The sequence below is a fragment of the Thermophagus sp. OGC60D27 genome (genome assembly GCF_052400625.1).
In the GTDB taxonomy this organism is placed as follows: domain Bacteria; phylum Bacteroidota; class Bacteroidia; order Bacteroidales; family Marinilabiliaceae; genus Thermophagus.
Genome location: NZ_JBQTGH010000004.1, coordinates 175,548 through 199,399, shown reverse-complemented (window position 1 = coordinate 199,399; position 23,852 = coordinate 175,548). Strand labels below are relative to the sequence as shown.

Here is a 23,852-nt window from a genome sequence, read left to right as displayed (position 1 = left end):
AAGCTATTTTTATTGCATCAATGATTATTAAGTCGATATATCTACGCAAGAATTTTTATTATGGGGTATCCCTTGTTAGTGGGCTTTTTCTGCTGGGACATTTTTGGAACCTTTTTTTCGTTTTGGGGATAGTGGGTGTGTCGGCATTTTTTGCATTGATTATTGTTGATCTGATTATTCTTTATCGAGAGAATCATAATGTTTTAGAAGGTTCACGAAAGCATTCGGATCGATTTAGCTTTGGAGACCCCAATACAGTGGTTATAGAGGTCAGAAATTTGTTGCCACTGCGAATTCGATGTGAAGTAATTGATGAATTGCCACCACAGTTTCAAATCCGGGATTTTTTTCGAAAAGGTTGGCTTCTCCCGGGGGAAGTCTGGTCATTTTCCTATACGTTGCAGCCGTTAGAAAGAGGTGAATATGAATTTGGGAATCTTAATGTTTTCATCTCCACGCCTCAGGGGATGCTGTCTAGAAGAATAAATGCCGCCGGAAAGGCAAAAGTGAAGGTTTACCCTTCTTTTATGCAAATGCGGAAATTTGAGTTAATGGCTTTTTCTAACAGGCTTAGTGATGTGGGAATTAAAAAAGTGAGAAAGTTTGGTCATCAGATGGAGTTTGATCAGATCCGTGAATATATTGAGGGGGACGATATTCGGACTATTAATTGGAAGGCAACCGCAAGAAGAGATCATTTGATGGTCAATCAGTATCAGGATGAAAAATCGCAGCAGGTTTTTTCATTAATTGATATGGGACGGACGATGAAAATGCCTTTTGAAGGAAAATCTTTACTTGATTATGCTATCAACACTTCTCTTGTGCTTTCAAATATTGCAATGTTGAAACATGATAAAGCCGGATTGATTACCTTTAATGAGAAAGTCAGGTGTTTGCTTCCTGCCCAAAGGGACCCCAGACACCTGCAAATAATTATGGAGATGCTTTATAGTCAGCAGACAGGATTTCTTGAACATAACCTCGAGGCATTGTATGCAACTGTTCGGCACAAAATTCCACAACGAAGTCTTTTAGTTCTTTATACCAATTTTGAGAGCTTAAAATCAGCCCATCGAGAAATGCCTTTGCTTAAAAGGTTGGCCGCCAACCATCTATTGGTGGTTGTTTTCTTTGAAAATACAGAAGTCGAAAAATTGATTCACAATAATGCTGAAGATATCGAAGATATTTATCGGCAGACCATCGCTGAAAAATTTATTTTTGATAAAAAATTAATTGTTAAAGAGCTTGAGAGAAACGGAATTCAGGCGATTCTAAGCAAACCTGGAAAACTAACTGTTGCAACCATTAATAAATATCTTGAATTTAAATCCAGAGGGTTAATATAATGGATGCCTGAATGATTTATCTTTAGAAATTGAATCCGAAATTAAAGTACCATCTTAAGCGTTGATCAACATTATTGCTGCCAACGCCCAGTTGAAGGGGCCCCAGAAAGCTGTTGTATGCCATTATGAGTCCATAACCAAAGACTTTTTCCGTTTTGTAGAAATTTATATGCTCTATGACTTGTGGAAGATTTGAATCGGACATCAGAAAGCCACCTACTGCACTAATATGGATTTGTTTCATGTAGTTATAGCGGAGGTTTATTTCTCCTAAAGCAAAATCTTCTGCAATATTTTCCCGAAAGGAATAACCCATAAAATGGACCTCATTGTTTCTGTTGTTGAATGGTAGCCCACCAATAAAGGTCAGCCCGAGTAAGGGTTGAGGACGACTGATGATTTGTCCGGAGGCTCTCATTCCGATTGTTAACCTAGAGGTTAATGGGATAAATTTGCGAATATTCCCATTCAGGGTGAAAAAGTTTTGGTAAGGACATGCCGTGACGGGTGAAACCATTTCCTCCCCTTGTTCAGATCCTTTGTAGAGTTGTTGGGCATCTAGGTTAAATTTATAGCTGAGTTTAATTTCGGATCCTTTAATCGGGAAGTAGCGGCGATCGATAGAACTGTAGATAAAATCAAAATTGGATGATAAAAACTGATTTCCAAATCGTTCAACTCCGGCATTTAATATTTCAAAAAAACCGGTATTATTTTGAAGGGTAGACTTGGAGAGTCTGACGTAAATGTCCGTTTGCCATTTTGTGCCAAGTGCAGTCATAAAACCCAATCGAGCAGAAGAGAAGCTATGCTTAAAGGTTCCATACTTCGATCCATTGTCTAGATAGACAGGAAGTTTGTTCGTTTCGAATTCACCACCCAATTTAATGGCTGTGGATTGCCGTTGTCCCATGAAATTGGTTTGAGAAAAACATATTCTTGGAGACTCCGAAATGTCGGTGGTAAAAGATGTTCTGGATGCCTGTCCAATCAAATTTCTTAGTGTTAGATTTGCCATCAGGCCTGCTTTGTTTTCATTATCAAAATGGATCGAAAATTTCGCCTTCCCTTTAGGGCTCTCTTCCAGATTTAAAGAAAGTAAATAGCCTGACTTCAACGGGGTCAAATCATATGTTACGTTTTCGAAATATCTGGTTCCCATTGATTTCTTGAGCCCTTTGTCTAGTGTTTGGGGGGTAATAGAGTCTCCTGGTTTAATTCCCATATGCCCTATCAAGAATTGACGATTGGAATTTTGCAATCCTTTGATAGAAATTTGGGAAACTTTAATTTTCTTGTTTTTAGGGATGTCTATTTGAGGTCTTTTTTTATGTATTTTAAGTGAATCGGCCAATTGTCGAATTTGTGTGATTTTTTCCCGTGCAGCAATTTCACCCAAATTAATTATTTTGGGAGCATCGAAGAAACTTCCTGAATTAAAATTTTTAAGATCCGGGGAGATGAGCAAATCGGTATGTCGGATGGCTCTGCGGGTCGACACATTTCCTGCAATCGTCGCCGAAGCCATTAATATTTCAGGAAAAGTTTTTAATTCTTCATCAGGACCATCCTGAAAGCCGACATTTACACCGATGATGATGTCTGCCCCCATTTGTCGGCATAATCGGACCGGGAAATTATTCAGTATTCCGCCATCAACTAAAAGAAGCGTGTCAATTTTTACCGGCGAAAAAACGGTTGGGATGGACATGCTGGCACGCATGGCAGTAGCAAGATCTCCGTTACTGAAAATAAATTCCTGCCCACTATTGAGATCGGCAGCAACACATCGAAAAGGAATGGGCAAATGATCAAAATCTTTAATATCTGCAACGTGCCAAGTTAGATTGGAGAAAAGAGCACTAATCTGCTGGCCTTTAATGAGACCTGACGGAATTTCTAGTCCATTTTTGGATATGGAAAACTCGGCCTGGTAGCGATTATAATCTTCTTTTTCATGTGGTGAAATACTGGTAAGTGGCAGTTCATCACTAAGTAAACGCCCCCAGTCAACATGATTGACAATGGAATCAAGTTCACGGGCACTATATCCTGCAGCGTAAAGGCCACCTATGATACTCCCCATGCTGGTCCCTGTAATATAGTCAGGGATAATACCTTCTTCTTCCAGCACTTTGAGTACCCCAATATGGGCAAGCCCTTTGGCACCGCCACCACTTAATACGAGACCTATTTTTGGATCAGATTGTGGGGGTTGGGCAAAAAAATTAACGGTTATTATGCCAAGGGTAACAAAAAGCAAAAAAATTTTCTTTTTCATTGCGTCAGAAGGATTTCTACAAAAGTAAAAGAATCCTATGAGCTTATGGCAATCTGGATTTAATATTTAGTTTAAATACTGTTTCATTCTGGTAAGGAGGCGTTGAAAAGCCTTAAAATGTTAATGTAATTCTAGTGCTTTGGTTACCATGCGAAGTGTATCCGTCGGTGAAAGCGCCGATGTATCAGCAATGATATGTGATTGATGATAATATGGGGAACGTTCCGATAGTCTAGTGTTAATGAATTGTCGGAGCTCAGATTCTTCTTTTTCGGCGATTAGTGGACGTTTACTTCTTGCAGGGAGAAGACGCTTTAATAGATGTTCCGGATCAACTTTAAGATAAATGGTTATTCCATGACGGTTCATGAAAGACATATTGTCGAAAAAACAGGGTGTTCCGCCACCTGTAGCTATAACTACATTTTTCATCTCCCCTGTAGAAAGTAATGCTTTGTGTTCTTTCTTCCTGAACTCATTCTCTCCATATTTAGAGAATAGGGATGATATCGATTCTCCTTCTTGCTTTTCTATGAATAGATCAAGATCAATAAATTCCCGATTGAGGGTTTTTGCCAGCAAACTTCCAAATGTAGATTTGCCGCTACCCATGAAACCTGTTAAATAAATTGGTCTTTTCATTACCACTAATTTAGCGTAGAAATCTATTTCCAAGGATCTCATTCAATAGATGGAAACGTTCAATTTTTTTTTCAATTTTCGAGGAATGCCTCTTTCTGTTCTTCGTTCCTTGTCTTATCAGTAAACGTTCAACAGGCGTGAAAGAGATTTTCTGGATTTTAATGGGGATTAGATATCCTGTTCATAGTGTATAGTTTTTAGAAAATCGACATTTGACCTTTGTCCTCATCCTCCTCAATTTTATTATTATCATCAGAAGGCTCCGGTTTTGAGGGCTCTTTGATAATAGGCTCAAGTTCCATGATTTTTTGAACCTGGAACGTAGTTAGTCTTTTCCCTCGTGCTCTCCAGCCTTTCACATTGATGAATTCGGCGACTTCTACAATCATTTTTTCACGGTTTTTGTCTTCTCCACCAAATTTGATTTCCAAGCGTGGATAACTGACCTGGGTCAGTTTTACCAAGTGGGACTTTGGATTGTCCCCGATAAAGCGTTGTGGTTTGCTAACCGATTCCACCTGGAATCTTTTTACGTAATAATAATTCTGGTCTGCATCAAAGTAAACCGCTGACCAAACTGTGTCTGGATTAAATTTCTCGATGAACAGAATGTTGTCCTCGTAATGATTCGTTAGATCGTAGTTGGTTTGGAAAAAATAGCCGGTTTTGGTAATAATTAAAATTTGATCCCCAGGATGGAATTCTCCAAGATATTTGCCTCTTTCATCCACATTGAGACGCAGGATTTCCGGTTCGAACCAAATTTTTCGTCCGCCTAATGTACTTTCTCCTTTTTTCTTTAAAACGATTTTGTGGATGTCGTATTTAGAGAGAATATTTCCTTGTGCTCCACGCCCTTTTATGGCCTGTTCGGCCATATCAAATTCAAAGATTTGGTTTCTGAGTCTGGGACGAGGTTTAAGGGTTACTTTCAGGACTTCTGCTTCGCCATTTGGGTTGGCGCTAAAATATAGAATTTCAGAGCCGTTTGTTCCCTTGGTCAGATTGTACTCTTTGTCACGAGTGACACTTGTTACGGCAAAACGCTTCACATAAGCGTTCCCTCGTTTCCCATCTCGATAGACCACATTATATATTGTTCGGCTGTCGTTTCGTTTAAATACAGCAATATGAATGATGTTTTTACCAACAAAAGCTTTCTCTTGTACTTTTGTCACCAGATATCTTCCGTCTTTATAGAAGATGATGATATCGTCAATATCTGAACAATTGCAGACAAATTCATCTTTTTTCAGTGCAGTTCCAACAAACCCGTCCTTGCGATTAATGAAAAGTTTTTCATTTTTTACAACTACTTTGGAGGCTTCTATGTTTTCGAAGCTTCTAATTTCTGTCATACGGGGATGTTTGGCACTGTATTTCTTTTTTAATCCCTTGAAATAATCAATAGTATAGGGGATGATGTTTTGAAGGTTATATTCCACTTGTTCCAGCTCTTCCTCCAGGGATGAAATGTATTCATCTGCTTTTTTTGAATCGAAGCGTGAGATTCTTTTGATTTTAATTTCTGTTAGTTTGATGATATCCTCTCGGGTGACTTCTCGTTTTAATAATTTTTTGTAGGGTTCGAGTCCGTGATCAATGGTCTGGATAATCGCTTCATATGTTTCGCATTCTTCTATGCGTTGGTAAATTTTGTGTTCGATAAATATTTTTTCTAAAGAAGAGAGGTGCCATGCTTCTTCGAGTTCGCCCTTTCTGATCTCCAATTCCCTGGTCAGCAAATGAACTGTGTGGTCGGTGTTGGCCTTAAGGATTTCACTGACGGGCAGGAACACCGGTTTGTCATTTTTAATTACGCATGCGTTTGGTGAAATGGAAAGCTCACAATCCGTGAATGCATAGAGTGCGTCGATGGTTTTATCAGGGGAGGTGTTGGCTGGTAGGTGAACGAGTATTTCAACTTTGTCGGCTGTGTTATCGTCTATTTTCTTGATTTTTATTTTTCCTTTCTCATTGGCTTTGAGGATGGATTCAATGAGGGTGGTTGTGTTTTTGCCGAAAGGAATATCAGAAATTACCAGTGTACGGTTGTCGAGCTTGCTGATTTTGGCACGTACTTTTACTGCACCACCTCGCAGTCCATCATTGTAGCGGGAAACATCAATCATTCCTCCTGTTGGAAAGTCGGGGAAAAGTTCAAAGGGCTGACCTTTCAAATAGGCAATAGATGCATCGATAAGCTCTGCAAGGTTGTGTGGCAAAATTTTAGATGCTAATCCAACCGCAATACCTTCTACTCCCTGTGCCAACAGCAGGGGAAACTTGACTGGCAACGCTACGGGTTCCTGATTACGGCCATCATAGGATGGTTTCCATTCCGTTGTTTTGGGATTGAAGACCACCTCCAGTGCAAATTTGGTAAGACGTGCCTCTATGTATCTGGGTGCCGCGGAGCTATCTCCTGTAAAAATATTGCCCCAGTTTCCCTGTGTATCAATGAGCAGATTTTTTTGTCCTAGTTGAACCAATGCGTCCCCGATTGAAGCGTCTCCGTGCGGGTGATACTGCATTGTATAACCAATAATGTTAGCGACTTTGTTGTAGCGACCGTCTTCCATCCGGCGCATGGCATGCAATATACGCCGCTGAACAGGTTTTAATCCGTCATTGATGTGGGGAACTGCACGTTCAAGTATAACATACGATGCATAGTCGAGAAACCATGATCGGTACATCCCCTGAAGGGGGGTTATTTTGACCCCCTGAGTGTCGGATTCATTTTCGGTGTTTTTTCTATCTTGCTCTTCTTCGTTATTATTCTCTCCGTTGTTCTCTTCGGGTATTCCCGGGAATTTATTGTTTTCGTCACTCATTTCTTAAAGCATTTCTTCGTCAACCACCAGGTTATCTATGATGAAATTTTGCCTGTGGGGTGAATTCTTCCCCATATAAAATTCTAAGAGTTCTTTAAATGCATCTTCTTTTTTCATTTTCACCGGTTCTAGGCGAATGTCCTTTCCAATGAAATGTTTGAATTCATCGGGAGAAATTTCCCCTAGCCCTTTAAATCTGGTAATTTCAGCGTTTTTCCCAATTTTTTTTATGGCATTGATGCGTTCCTGCTCTGTATAGCAATAGAATGTTTTTTTGTTGTTTCGTACTCTGAAAAGAGGTGTTTGAAGAATAAACAGGTGCCCGTTTTTTATAAGCTCAGGAAAAAATTGCAGGAAAAATGTGAGCAGCAACAGTCGTATGTGCATGCCGTCCACATCGGCATCCGTAGCTATGATCACCTGATTGTAACGAAGCGCCTCGATTCCTTCTTCAATGTTGAGTGCTGCCTGTAGAAGGTTAAACTCCTCGTTTTCATACACGATTTTTCTGCTAAGACCGTAAGTGTTGAGTGGCTTCCCCTTCAGACTGAATACTGCCTGGGTGGTAACATCACGAGCTTTGGTGATAGATCCGGATGCGGAATCTCCCTCTGTAATGAAAATTGAGGTTTCCATTTTGCGTTCGTGGTTGGTGTTAAAATGAATGCGACAATCACGAAGCTTTTTATTGTGCAAACTCACCTTTTTGGCCCGCTCACGAGCAAGTTTTTGAATGCCGGAGATCGCTTTTCTTTCCTTTTCGGATTCCAGAATTTTTTTATGCAGTATTTCAGCTATTTCAGAATTTTTATGCAGGAAGTTGTCCAGTTTTTCTTTGACAAATTCCATCATATAATTCCGAATAGACACACCGTCGGGCGACATATCTTTGGATCCCAACTTGGTTTTTGTTTGAGATTCAAAAACCGGCTCCTCTATTTTAATACTTACCGCAGCAACAAGTCCAGATCGAATATCTGAAACGTCAAAATTTTTGTTGTAAAATTCCCTTATGGTTTTTACATAAGCCTCACGGAATGCCTGTAAATGGGTTCCCCCCTGGGTCGTATGCTGGCCGTTTACAAAGGTGTAATACTCTTCTCCGTATTGATTGCAGTGAGTTACAGCAATTTCCAGGTCGTCGTCTCTAAGTGAAATTATTGAATAGAGACCGGTTTCAGTCATTTGCTCATCCAAAAGATCAAGCAGTCCATTTTCTGATTTATAGACTTCGTCATTAAAATGAATGGACAGCCCGGCGTTCAGATAGGTGTAATTCTTGAGAAGAGAAATTATATACTCATCTTTGAATTTGAAATTAGTAAAAATGGAACCATCAGGAATAAATTCCACATAAGTACCATTTGATTCTTTCGAGGGTTCAACTGAAGCTTCCTCTATCAGCTCACCTTTACTGAATACTACTCGTTTGGTCTCCCCATCTCGAAAAGCCTGGATGACAAAATGTTCTGAAAGGGCGTTAACCGCCTTGATTCCAACTCCGTTTAGACCTACTGATTTTTTAAATACTTTACTGTCATATTTGGCACCGGTATTCATTTTGCTCGAAACATCCAAGACCTTTCCAAGAGGGATGCCTCTTCCAAAATCTCTCACTGAAACTTTGGTGTCTGAAAGCCGAATTTGAATTTTTTTGCCAAAGCCCATCATAAACTCATCAACAGAGTTGTCCAAGACTTCTTTGAGAAGAACATAAATCCCGTCATCAGCAAAAGTTCCGTCACCGAGCTTGCCGATATACATTCCAGGTCTTTTTCGAATGTGTTCTTTCCAATCGAGTGTGCGTATGGTTTCTTCTGAATAGTTCTGCACCATTTTGCTTCTTGTTTAGGTCTTATCTATAGTAATCAACCTTTTTCTTGTCGATCTGCTTTGCTGCTTTAAAATGCTTTCCGATTCAGACTGTGAATTACCCTGGATTGATTGATAATTGGTTCTGCATTAGACAGAAATATGTCAGGTCAGTCCGTCCGAGGCGAATAATCCTTCCCGGAAAATTCTTCCAAATATAGTTAAAAGGAAAATTCTATCGTAATGAAGTTTGAGGCAAGAAACAATTTATTGGTGCTAATCAGGTCGTTCCAATTTTATTTTATCGTATCAGTTCATGTCTGTTGGTGTCCAGTTTTAGGAAAATAAACAGCAATATCGTGAATCCCCAGAATGAAGAACCTCCGTAACTGAAGAATGGGAGGGGAATCCCGATGACAGGTGCTAACCCGATCGTCATTCCAATGTTAATGGCCATATGCACAAAGAATACTGCCACAACACTATAACCGTAAATCCGACTGAAATCGGAGTGCTGTTGCTCGGCCAGATATATGATTCGAATTAGGAGGCTGAGAAATAAAATAATCACGAATAAAGTTCCTAAAAAGCCCCATTCCTCGCCCACTGTGCAAAAGATAAAATCAGTACTTTGTTCCGGAACAAAATCGAATTTTGTTTGTGTCCCCTGTAAAAAACCTTTCCCCGAAAAACCTCCGGATCCAATGGCTATTTTTGATTGATTAACATTATAACCTATGCCCAAAGGATCGTTTTCCAGGCCTAGTACTACAAGTATTCGGTTCTTTTGATAATCAGATAGTACTGAATGGAATACATAATTTGTAGAATAGGTATAACTGATCATTAACCATAGTAACAAAAGCCCTACTCCCAGGCGCGGTAATCGTTTGAATAGTGACTGTAGGATTAGAAATAAGGATGTTATCCCAATGCTTATTACAAGGGGCCAAATATTATCTATCTCTTTTTTTAATACGATGGAAAGGCCCAGAATGATTAAAAAAGAACTTGCCGTTATTCCAATAGAGATTACTGCAAGTTTTTTCTGAATGGTATAGAAAACAAAAGCGGCAAACACTAAAAATAAAGCCACCAAAATGAAAATGGTGTCGTATAAAAGCGACAAAACAAAAACAATTAACGCCAGAATCCCGAGAACAAGCACTATCGGAGGCATCCCTTCCCGAAAAAACACAAGAAAAAAGGCAAAATAAACCAATGCGGATCCTGTGTCATTTTGAAGTAGGATGATTAATGCCGGTAAAAGAACGACGATTCCCATTTTTAGTAGGTGGCGAACTTTATTCATTTGAAAGTTGTATCGACTCATCACCCTTGCAATGGCAAGACTTGCTGCCACTTTGGTGAGCTCCGCCGGCTGAAAACGAACCATCCCTATTCTGAACCAGGCTTTTGCTCCATTTATTTCTATTCCAAAAAACAGGGCTAACAGTAGAAACAGAATCGAAAGTCCAAAAAAGATGTAAGCAAACTCTACAAAGAATTTGCTGTCGATAAGAAAAAGAATCCCAATAGTTACAATAGACAAACCAATCCATATCAGTTGTTTGAAAGGTTCTGAAGATAAGTGCCATAGATTGTCTGCTTCGGGATCATAATTGGCAGCATAAATGTTTAGCCAGCCGAAGAAAACCAGAAACACGTAGATTAATACTGTTACCCAGTCAATATTTCGATATGGTTTAATTGTTGCGTTCATGTATCAGGTCGGCTTCTATCATTCGTTTTTCTATCCACTTTCTATTATTATGGATTTTTCTTCTAAGGTACTTTTCAATGACCAGACTGGCAATAGGTGCTCCGTAAGTTGATCCAAAGGAGCCGTTTTCAACATAGACAGCAACTGCAATTTGTGGATTGTCTTTTGGCGCGAAGGCAATAAAAATGCTGTGGTCATCTCCATGTGGGTTTTGTGCCGTTCCGGTTTTCCCGCAGATTGAAATGCCGGGAATTTGAGCAATCCGTGCTGTGCTCCCTTCTCCCCCCCATATAGCCAGTTCCATCCCTTTTATTACCGGTTCGAAATAGGTCGAATCGATATTCACAAAATGCGGTTCCAGAAAACGAGATGGAATGGTGTCATTATCTATTTCTTTGGCAACATGAGGAATAAACCAAAATCCTCTGTTTGCGATGGCGGCAGTCATATTGGCCATTTGCAGCGGGGTGGTTAGCAATTCTCCCTGACCAATGGCCAGCGATACTACCGTTAAAGAACCCCAGCGACCATTATATATTTGATCATAGTATTGGCTATTTGGAACAAATCCTCTGGACTCATTGCTTAAATCTGTTTTTAAACGGTATCCAAAACCAAATTGTACCAAATAATCTTTCCAGACATCCATACCCTTTTTAACAGATCCGTATTGGGAATTGTCTAGAATATTTCTAAAAACATGACAATAGTAAGCATTACATGACATCTGTATTGATTGCGGCAGGTTCAAGGGACTAATGTGATTGTGGCAACCCACCGACAATGAGGGTGTGTGATATCCCATTTGGCAATCATATCGCATTTGGGGTGTCAAAACTCGTTCTTGTAAGCCTATCAGGGCATTGATTGTTTTGAAGGTGGACCCTGGTGGATAACCAGATTGAAGTGGTCGGTTAAATAGCGGATATAGGGTATCATTCGCCAGCTTTGGGAAGTTTTCATTTCGTTTTCTTCCTACGAGAATAGACGGATCGTAGGAGGGCGCCGAAACCATTGCAAGGATCTCACCTGTAGCGGGTTCAATGGCCACAATGCTTCCCACCTTATTCTGCATTAACAGCTCTCCGTATTCCTGAAGCTCTTGATCGATGGTTAGTATCAGATCCTTTCCCGATACTGCCGGGACATCGAATTTTCCTTCCCGGAAGGCTCCCTTTTGTCTGCCATGAACATCTACCAAAACATATTTTGCTCCTTTTTGTCCGCGCAAGGCTTTTTCATAAGATTTCTCAACGCCACTTATTCCCCAGTAATCACCCTGACTGTAATAAGATTGTTTTTTGAGTTGTTCCTCGCCTATTTCTCCAAGATAACCTAGGATATTAGCCGCAATGGGAAACTCGTAATTTCGAACAATTCTTTGTTGGGCAAAAAATCCTTTGAATTTGAAAAGCTTTTCTTGAAAGAAACCATATTGTTCGGCAGGCATTTGCTTGTAGAATACGGAAGGCTGAAAGGATGAAATTTTTCTGGTCCTAAGTTGTTTATTCATCCTTTTGAATAAAGATCTTACTTCCGCAATGTCTATTCCCATCGATTGCGCCAATGCAGCTGTATCTATTTTCCCCAATTCATTGGGAACAACCATAATGTCGTATACCGCCTGGTTTGAAACAAGTAGATTTCTGTTTCGATCATAAATGAGCCCCCTTGCCGGGAATTCTGTGATTTTTCTTCTGGCATTACTTTCAGCCGAAAATTTGTAAGAGGGATCGTACACTTGCAGCATGAAAAGCTTTATGGCAAAAACGATGGCCACAAAGATCATGATAAGACTAATTACAATGGTACGGTTGTTTATTTTTCCCACTTAGCTGACTGTTTTTAGTTGTGCCCTGATTTATTGCTGGCAAAAAGCATAGCAATAAAAATAAATATCATTGAAGCTATGGTGCTTAAAATGCTTTTCCATAAAGTAGCGAAAAAATCTTCCCTGCTAAATGACTCTACATAAAATAGAAATAAATGGTGAGTAGCAACCATAATGATAGAATACTTAAAAAACCATCCGAAACCATAATCGGCAGGGACAGGAAGAGTGCCGTTTTCGTAGCCGTCGCGAGGAGAAAAGGAACTGAGAATAAATGGTCGCAGAAAGGCCATAAATAAAGTGGCAGAGGCGTGAATGCCAGGAGTATTCATGAAAATGTCGATGACCATTCCTGTGATAAATCCTAGAACAAGCAATAACCAACGAGGCGTTGAAAAGGGTAAGGTTATTAGGAATAAAATATACAAATAAGGATTCATGAAAGCACTTAACTGAAGATTATTCAGTAGTAATACCTGAATCAGCACAAATGCTACAAAGTTGAATAAATATCGGGGCAACCAGTTAATCATCTTCAAATTGTTTTTCAAGTTCTCGTTGTTCTTTTACATCTGTCTTTTCTACAACATGAACATATTGCAATTGTTTGAAATCTACTGATAATAAAACCCTTATGTTGTAAAAGCTTTCTCCCTGGTCGATAGATATTTCATCAATGGTTCCAATTAATATATCTTCCGGAAATATGGCGGAGAATCCGCTGGTTACGACGGCATCTCCTACGGAAGGCGAAGCATGTGCCGGTATACCACTCAACATGGCGTAACGGTAGTTTAAACCTTGCCAGTTTAAAGATCCGAAGAAGCCCGTTTCTCGGATTCGTGCAGAAATGTGTAGTCGGGTATTTAATAATGAGATAACAGTGGCATAGTTGTCGGAAGCATTAAGAACAACACCCACTAAACCTCGGGAAGAAATAACTCCCATGTCGGGTTTTAATCCGTCTTTTTTCCCTTTGTTTAGTGTTAGGTAATTGAAGTGATTGTTTACTGAGTTGTTGATGACCTTGGCGGAAGTGTAATTATATTTCTGATCTCCAATGCTATCGATGGAAAACCTGGTAGCTGGTGTCGAAATTCTAGCAGTTCTTTCAAGTCGGTTTTTTAGTTCTGCGTTTTCCAACGCCAACTCTTCATTGATCTTTTTTAATTGAAAATATTGTGTTACAGAACTGAACCGCTCATAAAAAAAACCAGAAATACTATTGCATGAACTTAGATAAACACTTCGATGATATCCATTATGATTGAAAATGAATGAAAAGCTGATGATTTCCAGTACAAGAAATAACAGCAAAAAATGATTTCGAATGATGAAACGGAAAAAGTTTCTCATCAGATTAATTTAATTCGGGTCATCTCATTAGGAATGAAAACTTATGTCTGTTTTTTAAAGCAATACCGGTTCCACGGGCAACAGCATGTAATGGGTCTTCGGCTATGTGAAATGGGATATTGATTTTGTCAGTTAGACGTTTGTCAAGGCCTCTGAGCAAAGCGCCACCCCCAGCCAAATAAATACCGTTTTTCACAATATCAGCATATAGTTCAGGAGGCGTTTGTTCCAAGGCACTCAAGATGGCAGTTTCCATTTTTGAGATGGATTTTTCCAGACAATGTGAAATTTCTTGATAGGATACTGGTACTTCTATTGGAAGTGCAGTCATCTGGTTAGGTCCTTGAACGATGTAGTCAGCGGGGGGTTCATCCAGTTCAGGAAGGGCCGACCCCACACGAATTTTGATCTCTTCGGCTGTACGTTCGCCAATTTTGATATTATGCTGACGACGCATATATTCCATAATATCTGCTGTTAGGTCATCTCCTGCAATGCGTATGGATTTATTGGTAACAATACCCCCCAAAGAAATGACTGCAATTTCAGTGGTGCCACCACCTATATCTACGACCATATTTCCTTCAGGAGCTTCAACGTCCAAACCTATTCCCAAGGCTGCAGCCATTGGTTCGTAGATCATGTAAACCTCCCGTCCGCCTGCGTGTTCTCCCGAATCTCTTACTGCTCTTAGTTCAACTTCTGTACTGCCGGATGGAACACAGATGACTATGGTTAGGGATGGGGTAAATATTTGATTTTTAGGAGTAATCATTTTTATCATGCCTCTAATCATTTGTTCCGCGGCATTAAAGTCGGCGATTACTCCGTCTCGCAAAGGTCGAATGGTATATATGTTGTCGTGTGTTTTGCCATGCATTTGACGTGCTTTCTCACCAATGGCTTCCAGTTTGTCAGTGCGGCGGTTCAATGCCACAATACTCGGCTCATCCACCACAATTTTGTCGTTTTGAATGATGATGGTATTGGCCGTTCCCAAATCCATCGCCAATTCTTGAGATAAAAACGAAAATAATCCCATTTTGCTTTTGCTTAAATTTATTAGTGTTTAAAGTGTCGGGTTCCGGTAAAGACCATCGACATTTGATGAGCATTACAGAAATCAATTGAATCTTTATCGCGTATCGATCCTCCAGGTTGTATGACAGCTTTTACTCCTGCTTCGTGAGCAATTTCAACCGAATCGGAAAAGGGGAAAAAAGCATCTGAAGCCATAACGGCTCCTTCCATATCGAATTCAAAAGCCTTGGCTTTGGCAATAGCTTGTTTTAAAGCATCAATACGGGATGTTTGTCCAATTCCGCTTCCTATCAATTGTTTGTTTTTGGCAAGAACAATGGCATTGGACTTGGAATGTTTTACTATTTTATTGGCAAATAAAAGATCTTCAATTTCTTTGTCCGAAGGAGCTGAATTTGTAACAGATTTCAGGTCCTCTTTGGCTTCTGTTTTCACATCTCTTTCCTGCACCAAAATGCCATCCAAAAGTGTGCGTGAAGTGGTCGGGGACAGTGCTGAAGGTTTTTGTACCAGTATTATACGGTTTTTCTTTTGTTGTAAAACCTTAAGCGCTTCCTGTTCGTAACCGGGAGCGATAATTACTTCGAAAAATATTTTGTTGATTTCTTTGGCAACTTCTTCATCTATTTTCCTGTTGGCAATGATGATTCCTCCAAACGCAGAAACTGGATCCCCTGCCAGAGCATCCTTCCATGCATCTATGAGGTTGTCACGAGAAGCCAGTCCACATGCATTATTGTGTTTCAAAACGGCTACTGTCGTTTCGTTGAAATCCGACATTAATGAGACAGCAGCATCTATATCAAGGAGATTGTTATAGGAGATCTCTTTGCCATGTAATTGATCAAACAGCTTATCGAAACTTCCGTAAAAGATTCCTTTTTGGTGGGGATTCTCTCCATAACGTAGTGATTTGCTGTCATCATATGCCTGGCGAAAGGCCTGGATCGTATGATCTTTGCTGAAGTAATTAAAAATAGCGGTGTCGTAGTAGGATGATACTGCAAAAGCTGAGGTGGCAAAGAACTGACGGTCTTCCAGAGAGAATTCCCCCTTTTTGAGGTCCAGAAGTTCCTGCAATTTAGGATATTGCTTTTGGGATGGAACAATAACTACATCCTGATAGTTTTTGGCTGCTGCTCGGATCAAGGATATTCCGCCGATATCTATTTTTTCAATAATCTCTGTTTGTGACGCGCCTGATGCCACCGTTTGCTCAAAAGGATATAAATCGACGATGACCAGATCAATTTCAGGTATATCAAATTTCTCCATTTGACTGAGGTCACTCTTTTCTTCTCTTCTGCCAAGAATTCCTCCAAAAATTTTGGGGTGAAGTGTTTTTACTCTTCCTCCCAGGATGGAGGGATATCCGGTAAGTGTTTCTACTGATGTAACTTCAATTCCCAGTTCCTCTATAAAAGATTGAGTTCCTCCAGTTGAATAAATTTTTACTCCCAGACTATTTAATGTCTTTACTATATTGTCCAGCCCCTCTTTGTGATATACAGAGATTAGAGCCGATTTAATCTTTTTTATTCCTGTCATTATTTTTTTGTTGGTCGTTTGGATTGACGCAAAATTAAGAAAAAGAGAATATTTACCAATAATTGGGTGGTAATTTATAATTAACAAGTGTTATTTTGTTTATAATTTTTAGGGTATTTTTTCCACAATGTAGTTTTCTAAATATCTTAAAGTGGTTATTAAAAAATTATTTCTGTTTTTTGCTTTTTTTTCAAAATAATTCAATTTTTCCCTTTCGACGATGGATCCGTTGATGAAAACTAATTCCGGGGTTTTTAAAGCATTAAGGTCCAGCAGGGGGTTTTCTTTAAGAAGGAGCAAGTTCGCTATTTTACCCTCCTCAACGGTTCCAATGTTGGCCATTAATTGGTGGGTTTTGGATATATTTATCGTTGCAGTTTGGATGACTTCGAAATTGGAAAGTCCAGCCTGTTTGTAAAGAGCCAATTCCTGATGGATGGAAAATCCTGGCACTGTAATCCCAATACCGGCATCGGTACCACAAACAATGTTGACGCCGGCATCATGAAGTTTCTTTAGAACTAAAAGATGAAAGTCGTGTTGCTTTTTTATTCTTTGAATTAGTGTTGAATCCTGTTCCCTTGCTGTTGTCCATCTGTTCTGTTGAACTTTGCTGTCCAACATTTTTATGGCTGGGTTTATATAGGATATCAAGTCTCTTTCCAATATAAGATTGTCGGAGAGCATATTGAATATATTGTAAAATACTATAAGAGTGGGACAGAATGAAGTGTGCGGCGAAGATGAAAAGCTGGCAACCACTTCATCCAGTTTTAAAGTGTCCAATTTGTAGTGGAGGGGCTGTTGAACAATATCCTCTGCGTGTTCTATGGTGATTATTTGTGGGTGAAAATGGAAATGATACGGGACTTTTTGAGAGGGATGAGCCACCACTTCCATATTCTGAATTTGAGCTTCCTTCAGGATCGCAGAATAAATATCTTCCGGCAAACCATTATAAGTTTTTATGAAATCATAGCCTCTTTTTTTATAAGAGCGTACCCTTTCGATTCCCTGTTGCGGGGTGAAATTCTGTAGGTTATCGCCACCAATGTTTTCCGGACCGGTAAGCTTAGGTCCTGTGGTGAAAAACTGCGGTGAATGAAGGTTGATTTTTGATATTTGGTCTTTTAGTCTTAAATGAAAAGGCATCCCCCATACATTACGGATGGTGGTTACTCCATTGAAAAGGTATAGGCCCAGTTCGTAACGGTCCCATAAATGTACATGCATATCCGTGAGTCCCGGTAGCAGGAAACCGTTATGGCCGTCAATTATTTTGAGGTTTCCACTCACCTTATCTCCATTTGTAGCATCGTAGATGGCATGGATCAGACCATTTTTGATGTGTACCATTTTCCCGGTTAATATGGTATCAGCGGTCATCGGTATTAGCCGGATATTTTTTATTACATATGATTTTGGGGTGTTATGTTCGATACGGTTCTTTCTTAAATAAAGGGTATTTATTCGGTCTGTTAATATTATAACGGCTATGCTCACAAGCATTAAGCTGATCAATATCCCGGTTGCTGTTGTGATTCGTTTTATTATTTTCATGTTGGTGAGATTTAAATCCATTTCTACATTTGACACAGGGGAATAAGCATCCTGTGGTTAAAATCCTGAATAAAGGATTTAAGGAACGGTCATGTTATCAAAACCGGAAGTGCTTAATTGGGGATAAATTAACAAAAAAAAATTCTATTATCATTTTTTAGAGGTCTGTATTAAAGAATATTATTTGGGGAGTTGTGGGGATGTTGAGGTGAGATGTTGGCGATCTTGGGTAGTGAAATCCGAAAGTCCTTTGATTGAAAAACCGGGGTTTTGAATTTAAATCGGGTTTTCAAGTGCGTTGATTTAGGTAGTTTAAACCCGAATAATGCATTCGAATTTTGTAGTGAGAATTAAAAGTGCAATCAATCAAGAACTTGTTGAAATGAGGCATAGCACCGCTATGGTGAATGGAAACAAGTTAGCTTGCGACTTGATTGGCAGCAATTTTAATTCGTAATAGATTTTCTATTGCATTTTTCGGGTTAAACAAGCATGAAGAGTAAAATTTGTCATAATAAAAATAATAATAGGAAGGACATAGGTGATCTTTTTTTTCCTGCATCTTTATTTTTAGTTATTGTGGATTGGGCGTTCCTTAATGATATGCATCGCATCGAAGCATGCGATTATGTCGCAATGAAACGAGCATGACCAAAATCGTTGGTCACAATAAGAACATGTATAAAAATTAGGTCATGCGAGCTCCATTCGGCCAATAACTTAGGTGAAATTTATCGAATGAATCATTGTCCAAGACGGGTCGGTTTCTTATTATTCAGATATAAATGAATTGGGGTGTTTTTTGCTCATTTCCCGTGAATGATGGACGATGATTTGCATCCGCCATCTGGCCAGAACAAAAAACAAAATGGTTTGAAACCATAAAATAAGCCACTCATCGCTTGCCTGGTAAAGGGTTGTTCCCATTTGATTGATTTTTAGAAAACCACGCACGGCATGGGTAGAGGGTGCAACCTGTGCCAACCATTTCAGGGCGGTGGGAAAAGATTCCCATGGCCAGGAAAACCCAGCCATAAAAATCAGAGGGATAGAGGTGAAGAGTAGTACGATCATGGAGACTTCTCGGTTTTTAAAAAAAGAAGCCAAAAAAAGACCAAGAAAAGCTGATGCCAATAAAAAGGGAATAATGAAAGACAAAATATGCAGCGGATTGCCGTTTTGTGGAATGTGAAACCAACGTATTACCAACACCAACATATAGAACGCAAGAATGAAGTAGATGCTGACATAAGCGCTTGCTTTTCCGAGTACCACACGCACCGCACCCCCACGCCTTTCGGCAAAGGGTGCCAGATAGTGAAAGGCTTTTCTTTCACGGTCGGTTCCACCTAACATACCAATGCCCATGAGCATTGTTTGTTGTAAGATTAGTATCAGTAGTGCGGGCATAACATAGCTGCCGTATCCGCTTGCAGGATTATACAAAGGATAGCTGTTTAATCGGACCTGTTGAGCCGATTTTATCGCTGCTTCTTCGGGTATTCCTGAGGCCATCAATCGTTTTATTTGTACCCCTGCATTAAGTGTGGCCAAAGAGGTTGCAACACCTTGGTAAACTTGCTTGTAGTGTAAAAAGTAGCTGCCATCGCAAAATACCGACAAATGAGCCTGTTCCCCTCGCATGATTTCTTTGGTGAAGTCTTCTGGAATAACCAAGATGCCTTGTACTTTCCCTTCAAAGAAGGCCTGCCTGGCTTGGTTAAGGTCCTCTTTTATCATTTCAATTTTTATCTCTTGTGTGGCATCTACCATTTGCAAAAAATTACGACTGGTGGAGGATTGATCTTGATCTACCACAGCAATGGGGGTGTCAGAGAGTACTTCGGGAGCATAGGCACCAGCATAGATTAAGGGGTATGCAATGGTTGCACCTAAAAAAAGAAGCATAACCCCAAAGTCCGTGAATATTTTTTCATATTCTTCACGCCATATGTCTAACATTTCACGTATGGCTGAAACTATTTTTTCTGAATATTTTCCCATCTGATCACACATTTATAGTTTTCCCCAAAATTTTTTGTCCTGAGCCATGCGTTTTAAACGTCCTGTTACCAAAAATGGAATCAATAAAAAGAGATTCAACGCAACCAGATTAATGAATGAAGAAGTGAGCGGAGCCCCTTTGAGGGCCTGGTCATTAAAAACTTTTAAGTAATGACTGAAAGGGAAGATTTGGCCTGCCACTACATATGCCTTGTACATGGCCTGGTAGGGAAAGGTTAACCCTGAGAAGGTAAAAGCCAGAGCTCCAAATACCGAACTTATGCTCAACGCCATCCGAACACTAGGAAATATAGAAGTAATTAATATTCCTACCGATATGTAGGCAAGGACGAATAATACAGCATTGTATCCTAAAATTAGGTGACTTCCGTTTAACGGAACGTGAAAGTATTGAAACAAAATAGTATAGGTTAGGGTCATTAACAGTCCGTAAATGAAAAGATAGGGAAGCAATTTGCCTGATAAAGCATGAACCATATTTCCCTGTGCCGTAGTTAACCAATCGGCAGCGGTACCTTCTTTTAGCTCTACACCGATGGCATAAACCACCGTTGACATGATGAAAATTTGAAGCATCACCGGCAGGAAACAGGTAACCAGATAATAAAAATAACTGGTATATGGGTTAAATAAAATGTGTTTATCCAGTCTTACCGGCGATACTTTCACCAATGCTTGCAGCGGTTCTTCTCCTTTTTTAACATGCTTTGAATAACCAACCCCGGCAGCAAAAGTGCGAACGGCAGTGGTGATGTCCTTATTAATGAGTCCCCCGGCCACCAAAAAAGCATTATTATAGTAGCTTTTGACGGTTGGCAGATCACCTCGAATCAGATCTTTTTCAAATCCTTCGGGAATTATCACCATGCCATAGGCATCCAATGTTTCAATGTGGTTTTTCCCTTCTAGTGGGTCCGACACTTGAAATGCAATCTCAACTGATGGGGTTGCGTCGATCATTCTAAGCAGGGTGCGTGAGGTGCTGGTCTGATCACCATCATATACAGCAATTGGGAGATCGCGAGGTACCTGTGGGCTGAATAAGGCAACAAAGAAGGCGATGGATATCAGCGGAAATACCAGGGTTAGGAGCAGGTATAAGCGACGACTACCCATGCGCCGTAATTCTCGAAGAGTTACCTGGTACCAACCCATATGTTGTATTTGCTTTATCATTTTTTCAATTGTTTTTTAGTCAAAACAGTCGTCAGTGTTGTATATGCTATCTCTTGGTCAGCTCATCATAATTCAACAGGACGGACATGCCTGGACGCAGTCCTTCGACGGAATCGACAGGAACCGCCCGCACCTCGAATGTTTTCATATCAAAATCTCCTGATGTCTTGGTGGCATTCCAGGTGGCAAAATCGCCCATGGGATTCAGGTAGCTTACCTCAAACTCTATTTGTTGATTTCCCAGGGCGGGAACAGTGGCCGAAAATCTGGTGCCTTTTGGCATGGCACTTAATAATTCTTCCTTTAAATGGAAGGTTACCCATACATCGTTTAGATCAATGATGCTTATCACCGGGAAGCCGGCTGCGATCAATTCTCCCTGTTCTGCCAATACATTGGCTATCTCGCCGTTGATTGGGGCGACAAGGATACGCTCCCTCATGTATGCTTCCACTTCTGATACGGCACCGTCAGCTTGCTGTACGAGGGCTTGAGCTGCCATTTTGTCTTCCTCCCGGGTCCCAGTCATTGCCATGTCATAATTGGATTTGGCGGCTTGTTCAGTGAGTTGAGCTGCCTTCATTTGTGTCTCAGCCTCGTCTCTTTTTTGGGCCGGAACTACACCTTCATTGTATAAGTTGTTTATCCGTTCAAAAGTCTTTTCCATTAATTCGGCAGCGGCTCTAGCTTTGAGCCAAACGTTTCGGGCTGCACGTATTTGTTCTTCGCGGGCTCCTTTTTCAGCCTTTTGGTTTTGAGCCGATGCGGCACTTCTGGCTGCTCTGGCCTGCTGTAGTTTAGCTTCAACTTCGGGGCTGTAGAGCCAAATTAGGGTATCGCCCCGTTTTACTTCCATTCCTTTGCGAACCAATTTTTTGTCTATTCGTGCCGTTAGTTTCGATGCAACTTTTATCTCCGTAGCTTCTACTTGCCCTTGCAATATCATTGGTTCCGGACGGTAAGTGAACCAACCTATCAGTGTTAATAACGTTAAAAGAACTATCAAGGCAATTAAAACAATGACATTACTCCTCTTCATAAGTTCAGTATTATTAGTTGTTGGATTATTTTTTTAAATTCTCTATTTGTTCGGGTGGGTATTGGTTATTCATTCTGCGGTCATAAATTGATCACTACTTCCTGTAATGGCCAAAAGGCTGGCCCAAGCCAGATCATAATTGTACATGGCTTTTAATTGTTCGGTCTTTACCTTGAACAGATTGAGACGAGCATCCACTACATCTGATGATGATGCAAATCCTTCCCGAAAAGCTTTGTTGCGTACCCGGTAATACTCTTCAGCAAATTTTAATGATGCTTGCGTTGATTGGTATTCTTCCAATGCTTTCTGTAATTCCTGATGCACCTTGGTTACCAGTGTTACGATATCCTGCCGAGCTTTTTCTTCTATGGTTACCACTCTTTGTTTTTGTACTTTGGCGGCACTTACTTTCCGGAATTTGGACATCCCATCAAATAGATTGATTTGAAGCCCGACCCCGAAAAACCAATCGGGAATGTATTCCGAAAGGTCATGTTCGTACAGTTCTTTTGTTCCCATTAATGCAACATTGGGTAAAAAAGCCGCTCGTTCTTTTTTTATGCCTAAATCTGCCAGATTTTTTTTGGCATTGAGCAGCTTTAACTGTGGATTATTGGCCAAGGCTTCCACAATATAGTATTGTCTGTCTTTAATGACAGGAACGATAAAAAGCTCTGAGACAGGAACCACATGTCGGTCGGTCGCCAGCGTGTTGCGAAGAGCGGTTTCCATCAATTCAACATCTTTTAGTGCTTTTTTATACTCTCGTGTCGCTTCAGCGAAGGCCACCTCTGCATGCAGTCTCTCGGCTTCTGCCATCATGCCATTTTCCTTCATTTTATTGGCATCGTTCAGGTGTTGCGCCATGCCATCCATTACTTCTTTGCGCAAGTCTGCAACCTGACGGACCAACTGCAGTCCGTAGTAGCGTTGAACCAATTCCACATGTTGTTGTGACCAGGTGTATTCATATTCGTGGTCGGCTTCCTGCATACCTATTTTGGCTGCTTTGTTAGCCAGACGAATCCTACCACCGGCATACAAAGGCCAGTTAACATTTATATCCGCCATGCCAAATTGATCTCTTTGAATCTCTTTGACCCATTCGCCATTTTGAATTTGTTGAAGCCCATCTGATAACCCTGCTTTAATTGTGGAAGAGTAGGTGGCAGGCTCGAATGTGCCAAATTGACTAAGTGTTTCGTACAGTGGTGTTATGGCATCACGTACAGGTGTTAAGTCGAGTTCCAGTGGATCACTCATTACCGAATAGGTAGCTGAAGCACCAATGCTGGGGAAGTACATTCCCGCAGCAGCTTTTTTCTCCAAGTTGGCCCTTTTTTGGTTTAATCTCGCCGATTCAATCATCTGATTTTGAGACTCCATTAGCTCTACAGAGGCTCTGAAATCCAGATACAACGTGTCCGTACCTTGGTCATCTTCTCCGGGCATCGTTCTGGATTCTGCCAATGCCGGGAGTATCAGGAATAGTATTATCAGGCTGTTTTTTTTCATGGCTCTTTTTTTCATGAATTCCTGGTTAATGATTTTTTGATATTGAAATAGTTTGCAACCGTTGAAAATATCTTGGATGTAGGAGTTGGATTGATTTTTATGCCCGAAAGG

At 40.3% G+C, this 23,852-nt stretch carries 16 protein-coding genes; 1 reads left to right on the top strand and 15 read right to left on the bottom strand.

Features of this window, described 5'->3' with window-relative positions:
* Positions 1-20: 20 nt before the first annotated feature.
* Entirely contained in the window at positions 21-1,352 is a 1,332-nt protein-coding gene (locus tag ACT29H_RS06775; RefSeq protein ID WP_444820852.1) for a DUF58 domain-containing protein, read from the top strand.
* A gap of 22 nt (positions 1,353-1,374) precedes the next feature.
* Here the strand turns inward: ACT29H_RS06775 and ACT29H_RS06770 are convergent, their stop codons facing one another.
* From ACT29H_RS06770 to ACT29H_RS06700, 15 genes are all read right to left on the bottom strand, one after another.
* Entirely contained in the window at positions 1,375-3,633 is a 2,259-nt protein-coding gene (locus tag ACT29H_RS06770) for a patatin-like phospholipase family protein (protein ID WP_444820851.1), read from the bottom strand.
* Positions 3,634-3,753: 120 nt separating this feature from the next.
* Entirely contained in the window at positions 3,754-4,275 is a 522-nt protein-coding gene (locus ACT29H_RS06765; RefSeq protein ID WP_444820850.1) for a shikimate kinase, read from the bottom strand.
* A gap of 197 nt (positions 4,276-4,472) precedes the next feature.
* Entirely contained in the window at positions 4,473-7,112 is a 2,640-nt protein-coding gene (locus tag ACT29H_RS06760; protein ID WP_444820849.1) for a DNA gyrase/topoisomerase IV subunit A, read from the bottom strand.
* A gap of 3 nt (positions 7,113-7,115) precedes the next feature.
* Entirely contained in the window at positions 7,116-8,948 is a 1,833-nt protein-coding gene (locus ACT29H_RS06755) for a DNA topoisomerase IV subunit B (protein WP_444820848.1), read from the bottom strand.
* 277 nt (positions 8,949-9,225) lie between these two features.
* Positions 9,226-10,647, bottom strand: a complete 1,422-nt coding sequence (gene rodA / locus ACT29H_RS06750) for a rod shape-determining protein RodA (RefSeq protein WP_444820847.1) — start codon at positions 10,645-10,647, stop codon at positions 9,226-9,228.
* On the bottom strand, positions 10,631-12,478 hold the full coding sequence (mrdA, locus tag ACT29H_RS06745) for a penicillin-binding protein 2 (protein WP_444820846.1): 1,848 nt from the start codon (positions 12,476-12,478) through the stop codon (positions 10,631-10,633). Before mrdA ends, rodA begins: the two co-directional genes overlap by 17 nt.
* Positions 12,479-12,492: 14 nt before the next feature.
* Positions 12,493-13,011, bottom strand: coding sequence for a rod shape-determining protein MreD (gene mreD / locus ACT29H_RS06740; protein ID WP_444820845.1), 519 nt, complete (start codon positions 13,009-13,011; stop codon positions 12,493-12,495).
* On the bottom strand, positions 13,004-13,834 hold the full coding sequence (gene mreC / locus ACT29H_RS06735; RefSeq protein WP_444820844.1) for a rod shape-determining protein MreC: 831 nt from the start codon (positions 13,832-13,834) through the stop codon (positions 13,004-13,006). The genes mreD and mreC overlap by 8 nt, the downstream gene beginning before the upstream one ends.
* A 19-nt stretch (positions 13,835-13,853) precedes the next feature.
* Complete coding sequence (locus ACT29H_RS06730) at positions 13,854-14,876, bottom strand: rod shape-determining protein (protein WP_444820843.1); 1,023 nt, start codon at positions 14,874-14,876, stop codon at positions 13,854-13,856.
* A gap of 20 nt (positions 14,877-14,896) precedes the next feature.
* The gene (purH, locus tag ACT29H_RS06725) at positions 14,897-16,423 is read right to left on the bottom strand and encodes a bifunctional phosphoribosylaminoimidazolecarboxamide formyltransferase/IMP cyclohydrolase (protein WP_444820842.1); all 1,527 of its coding nucleotides are present in this window, start codon (positions 16,421-16,423) and stop codon (positions 14,897-14,899) included.
* 108 nt (positions 16,424-16,531) lie between these two features.
* Positions 16,532-17,983 (bottom strand): amidohydrolase family protein, encoded by a 1,452-nt coding sequence (locus ACT29H_RS06720; RefSeq protein ID WP_444820841.1) that lies wholly within the window; start codon positions 17,981-17,983, stop codon positions 16,532-16,534.
* A gap of 771 nt (positions 17,984-18,754) precedes the next feature.
* The gene (locus ACT29H_RS06715; protein WP_444820840.1) at positions 18,755-19,987 is read right to left on the bottom strand and encodes an ABC transporter permease; all 1,233 of its coding nucleotides are present in this window, start codon (positions 19,985-19,987) and stop codon (positions 18,755-18,757) included.
* Between the two features lie 12 nt (positions 19,988-19,999).
* Positions 20,000-21,184, bottom strand: a complete 1,185-nt coding sequence (locus ACT29H_RS06710; protein ID WP_444820839.1) for an ABC transporter permease — start codon at positions 21,182-21,184, stop codon at positions 20,000-20,002.
* 46 nt (positions 21,185-21,230) lie between these two features.
* Positions 21,231-22,223 carry an HlyD family secretion protein gene (locus ACT29H_RS06705; RefSeq protein WP_444820838.1) on the bottom strand — a complete coding sequence of 331 codons (993 nt, stop codon included), beginning with the start codon at positions 22,221-22,223 and terminating at the stop codon, positions 21,231-21,233.
* Between the two features lie 69 nt (positions 22,224-22,292).
* Positions 22,293-23,741 (bottom strand): TolC family protein, encoded by a 1,449-nt coding sequence (locus tag ACT29H_RS06700; RefSeq protein ID WP_444820837.1) that lies wholly within the window; start codon positions 23,739-23,741, stop codon positions 22,293-22,295.
* Between the last annotated feature and the right edge of the window lie 111 nt (positions 23,742-23,852).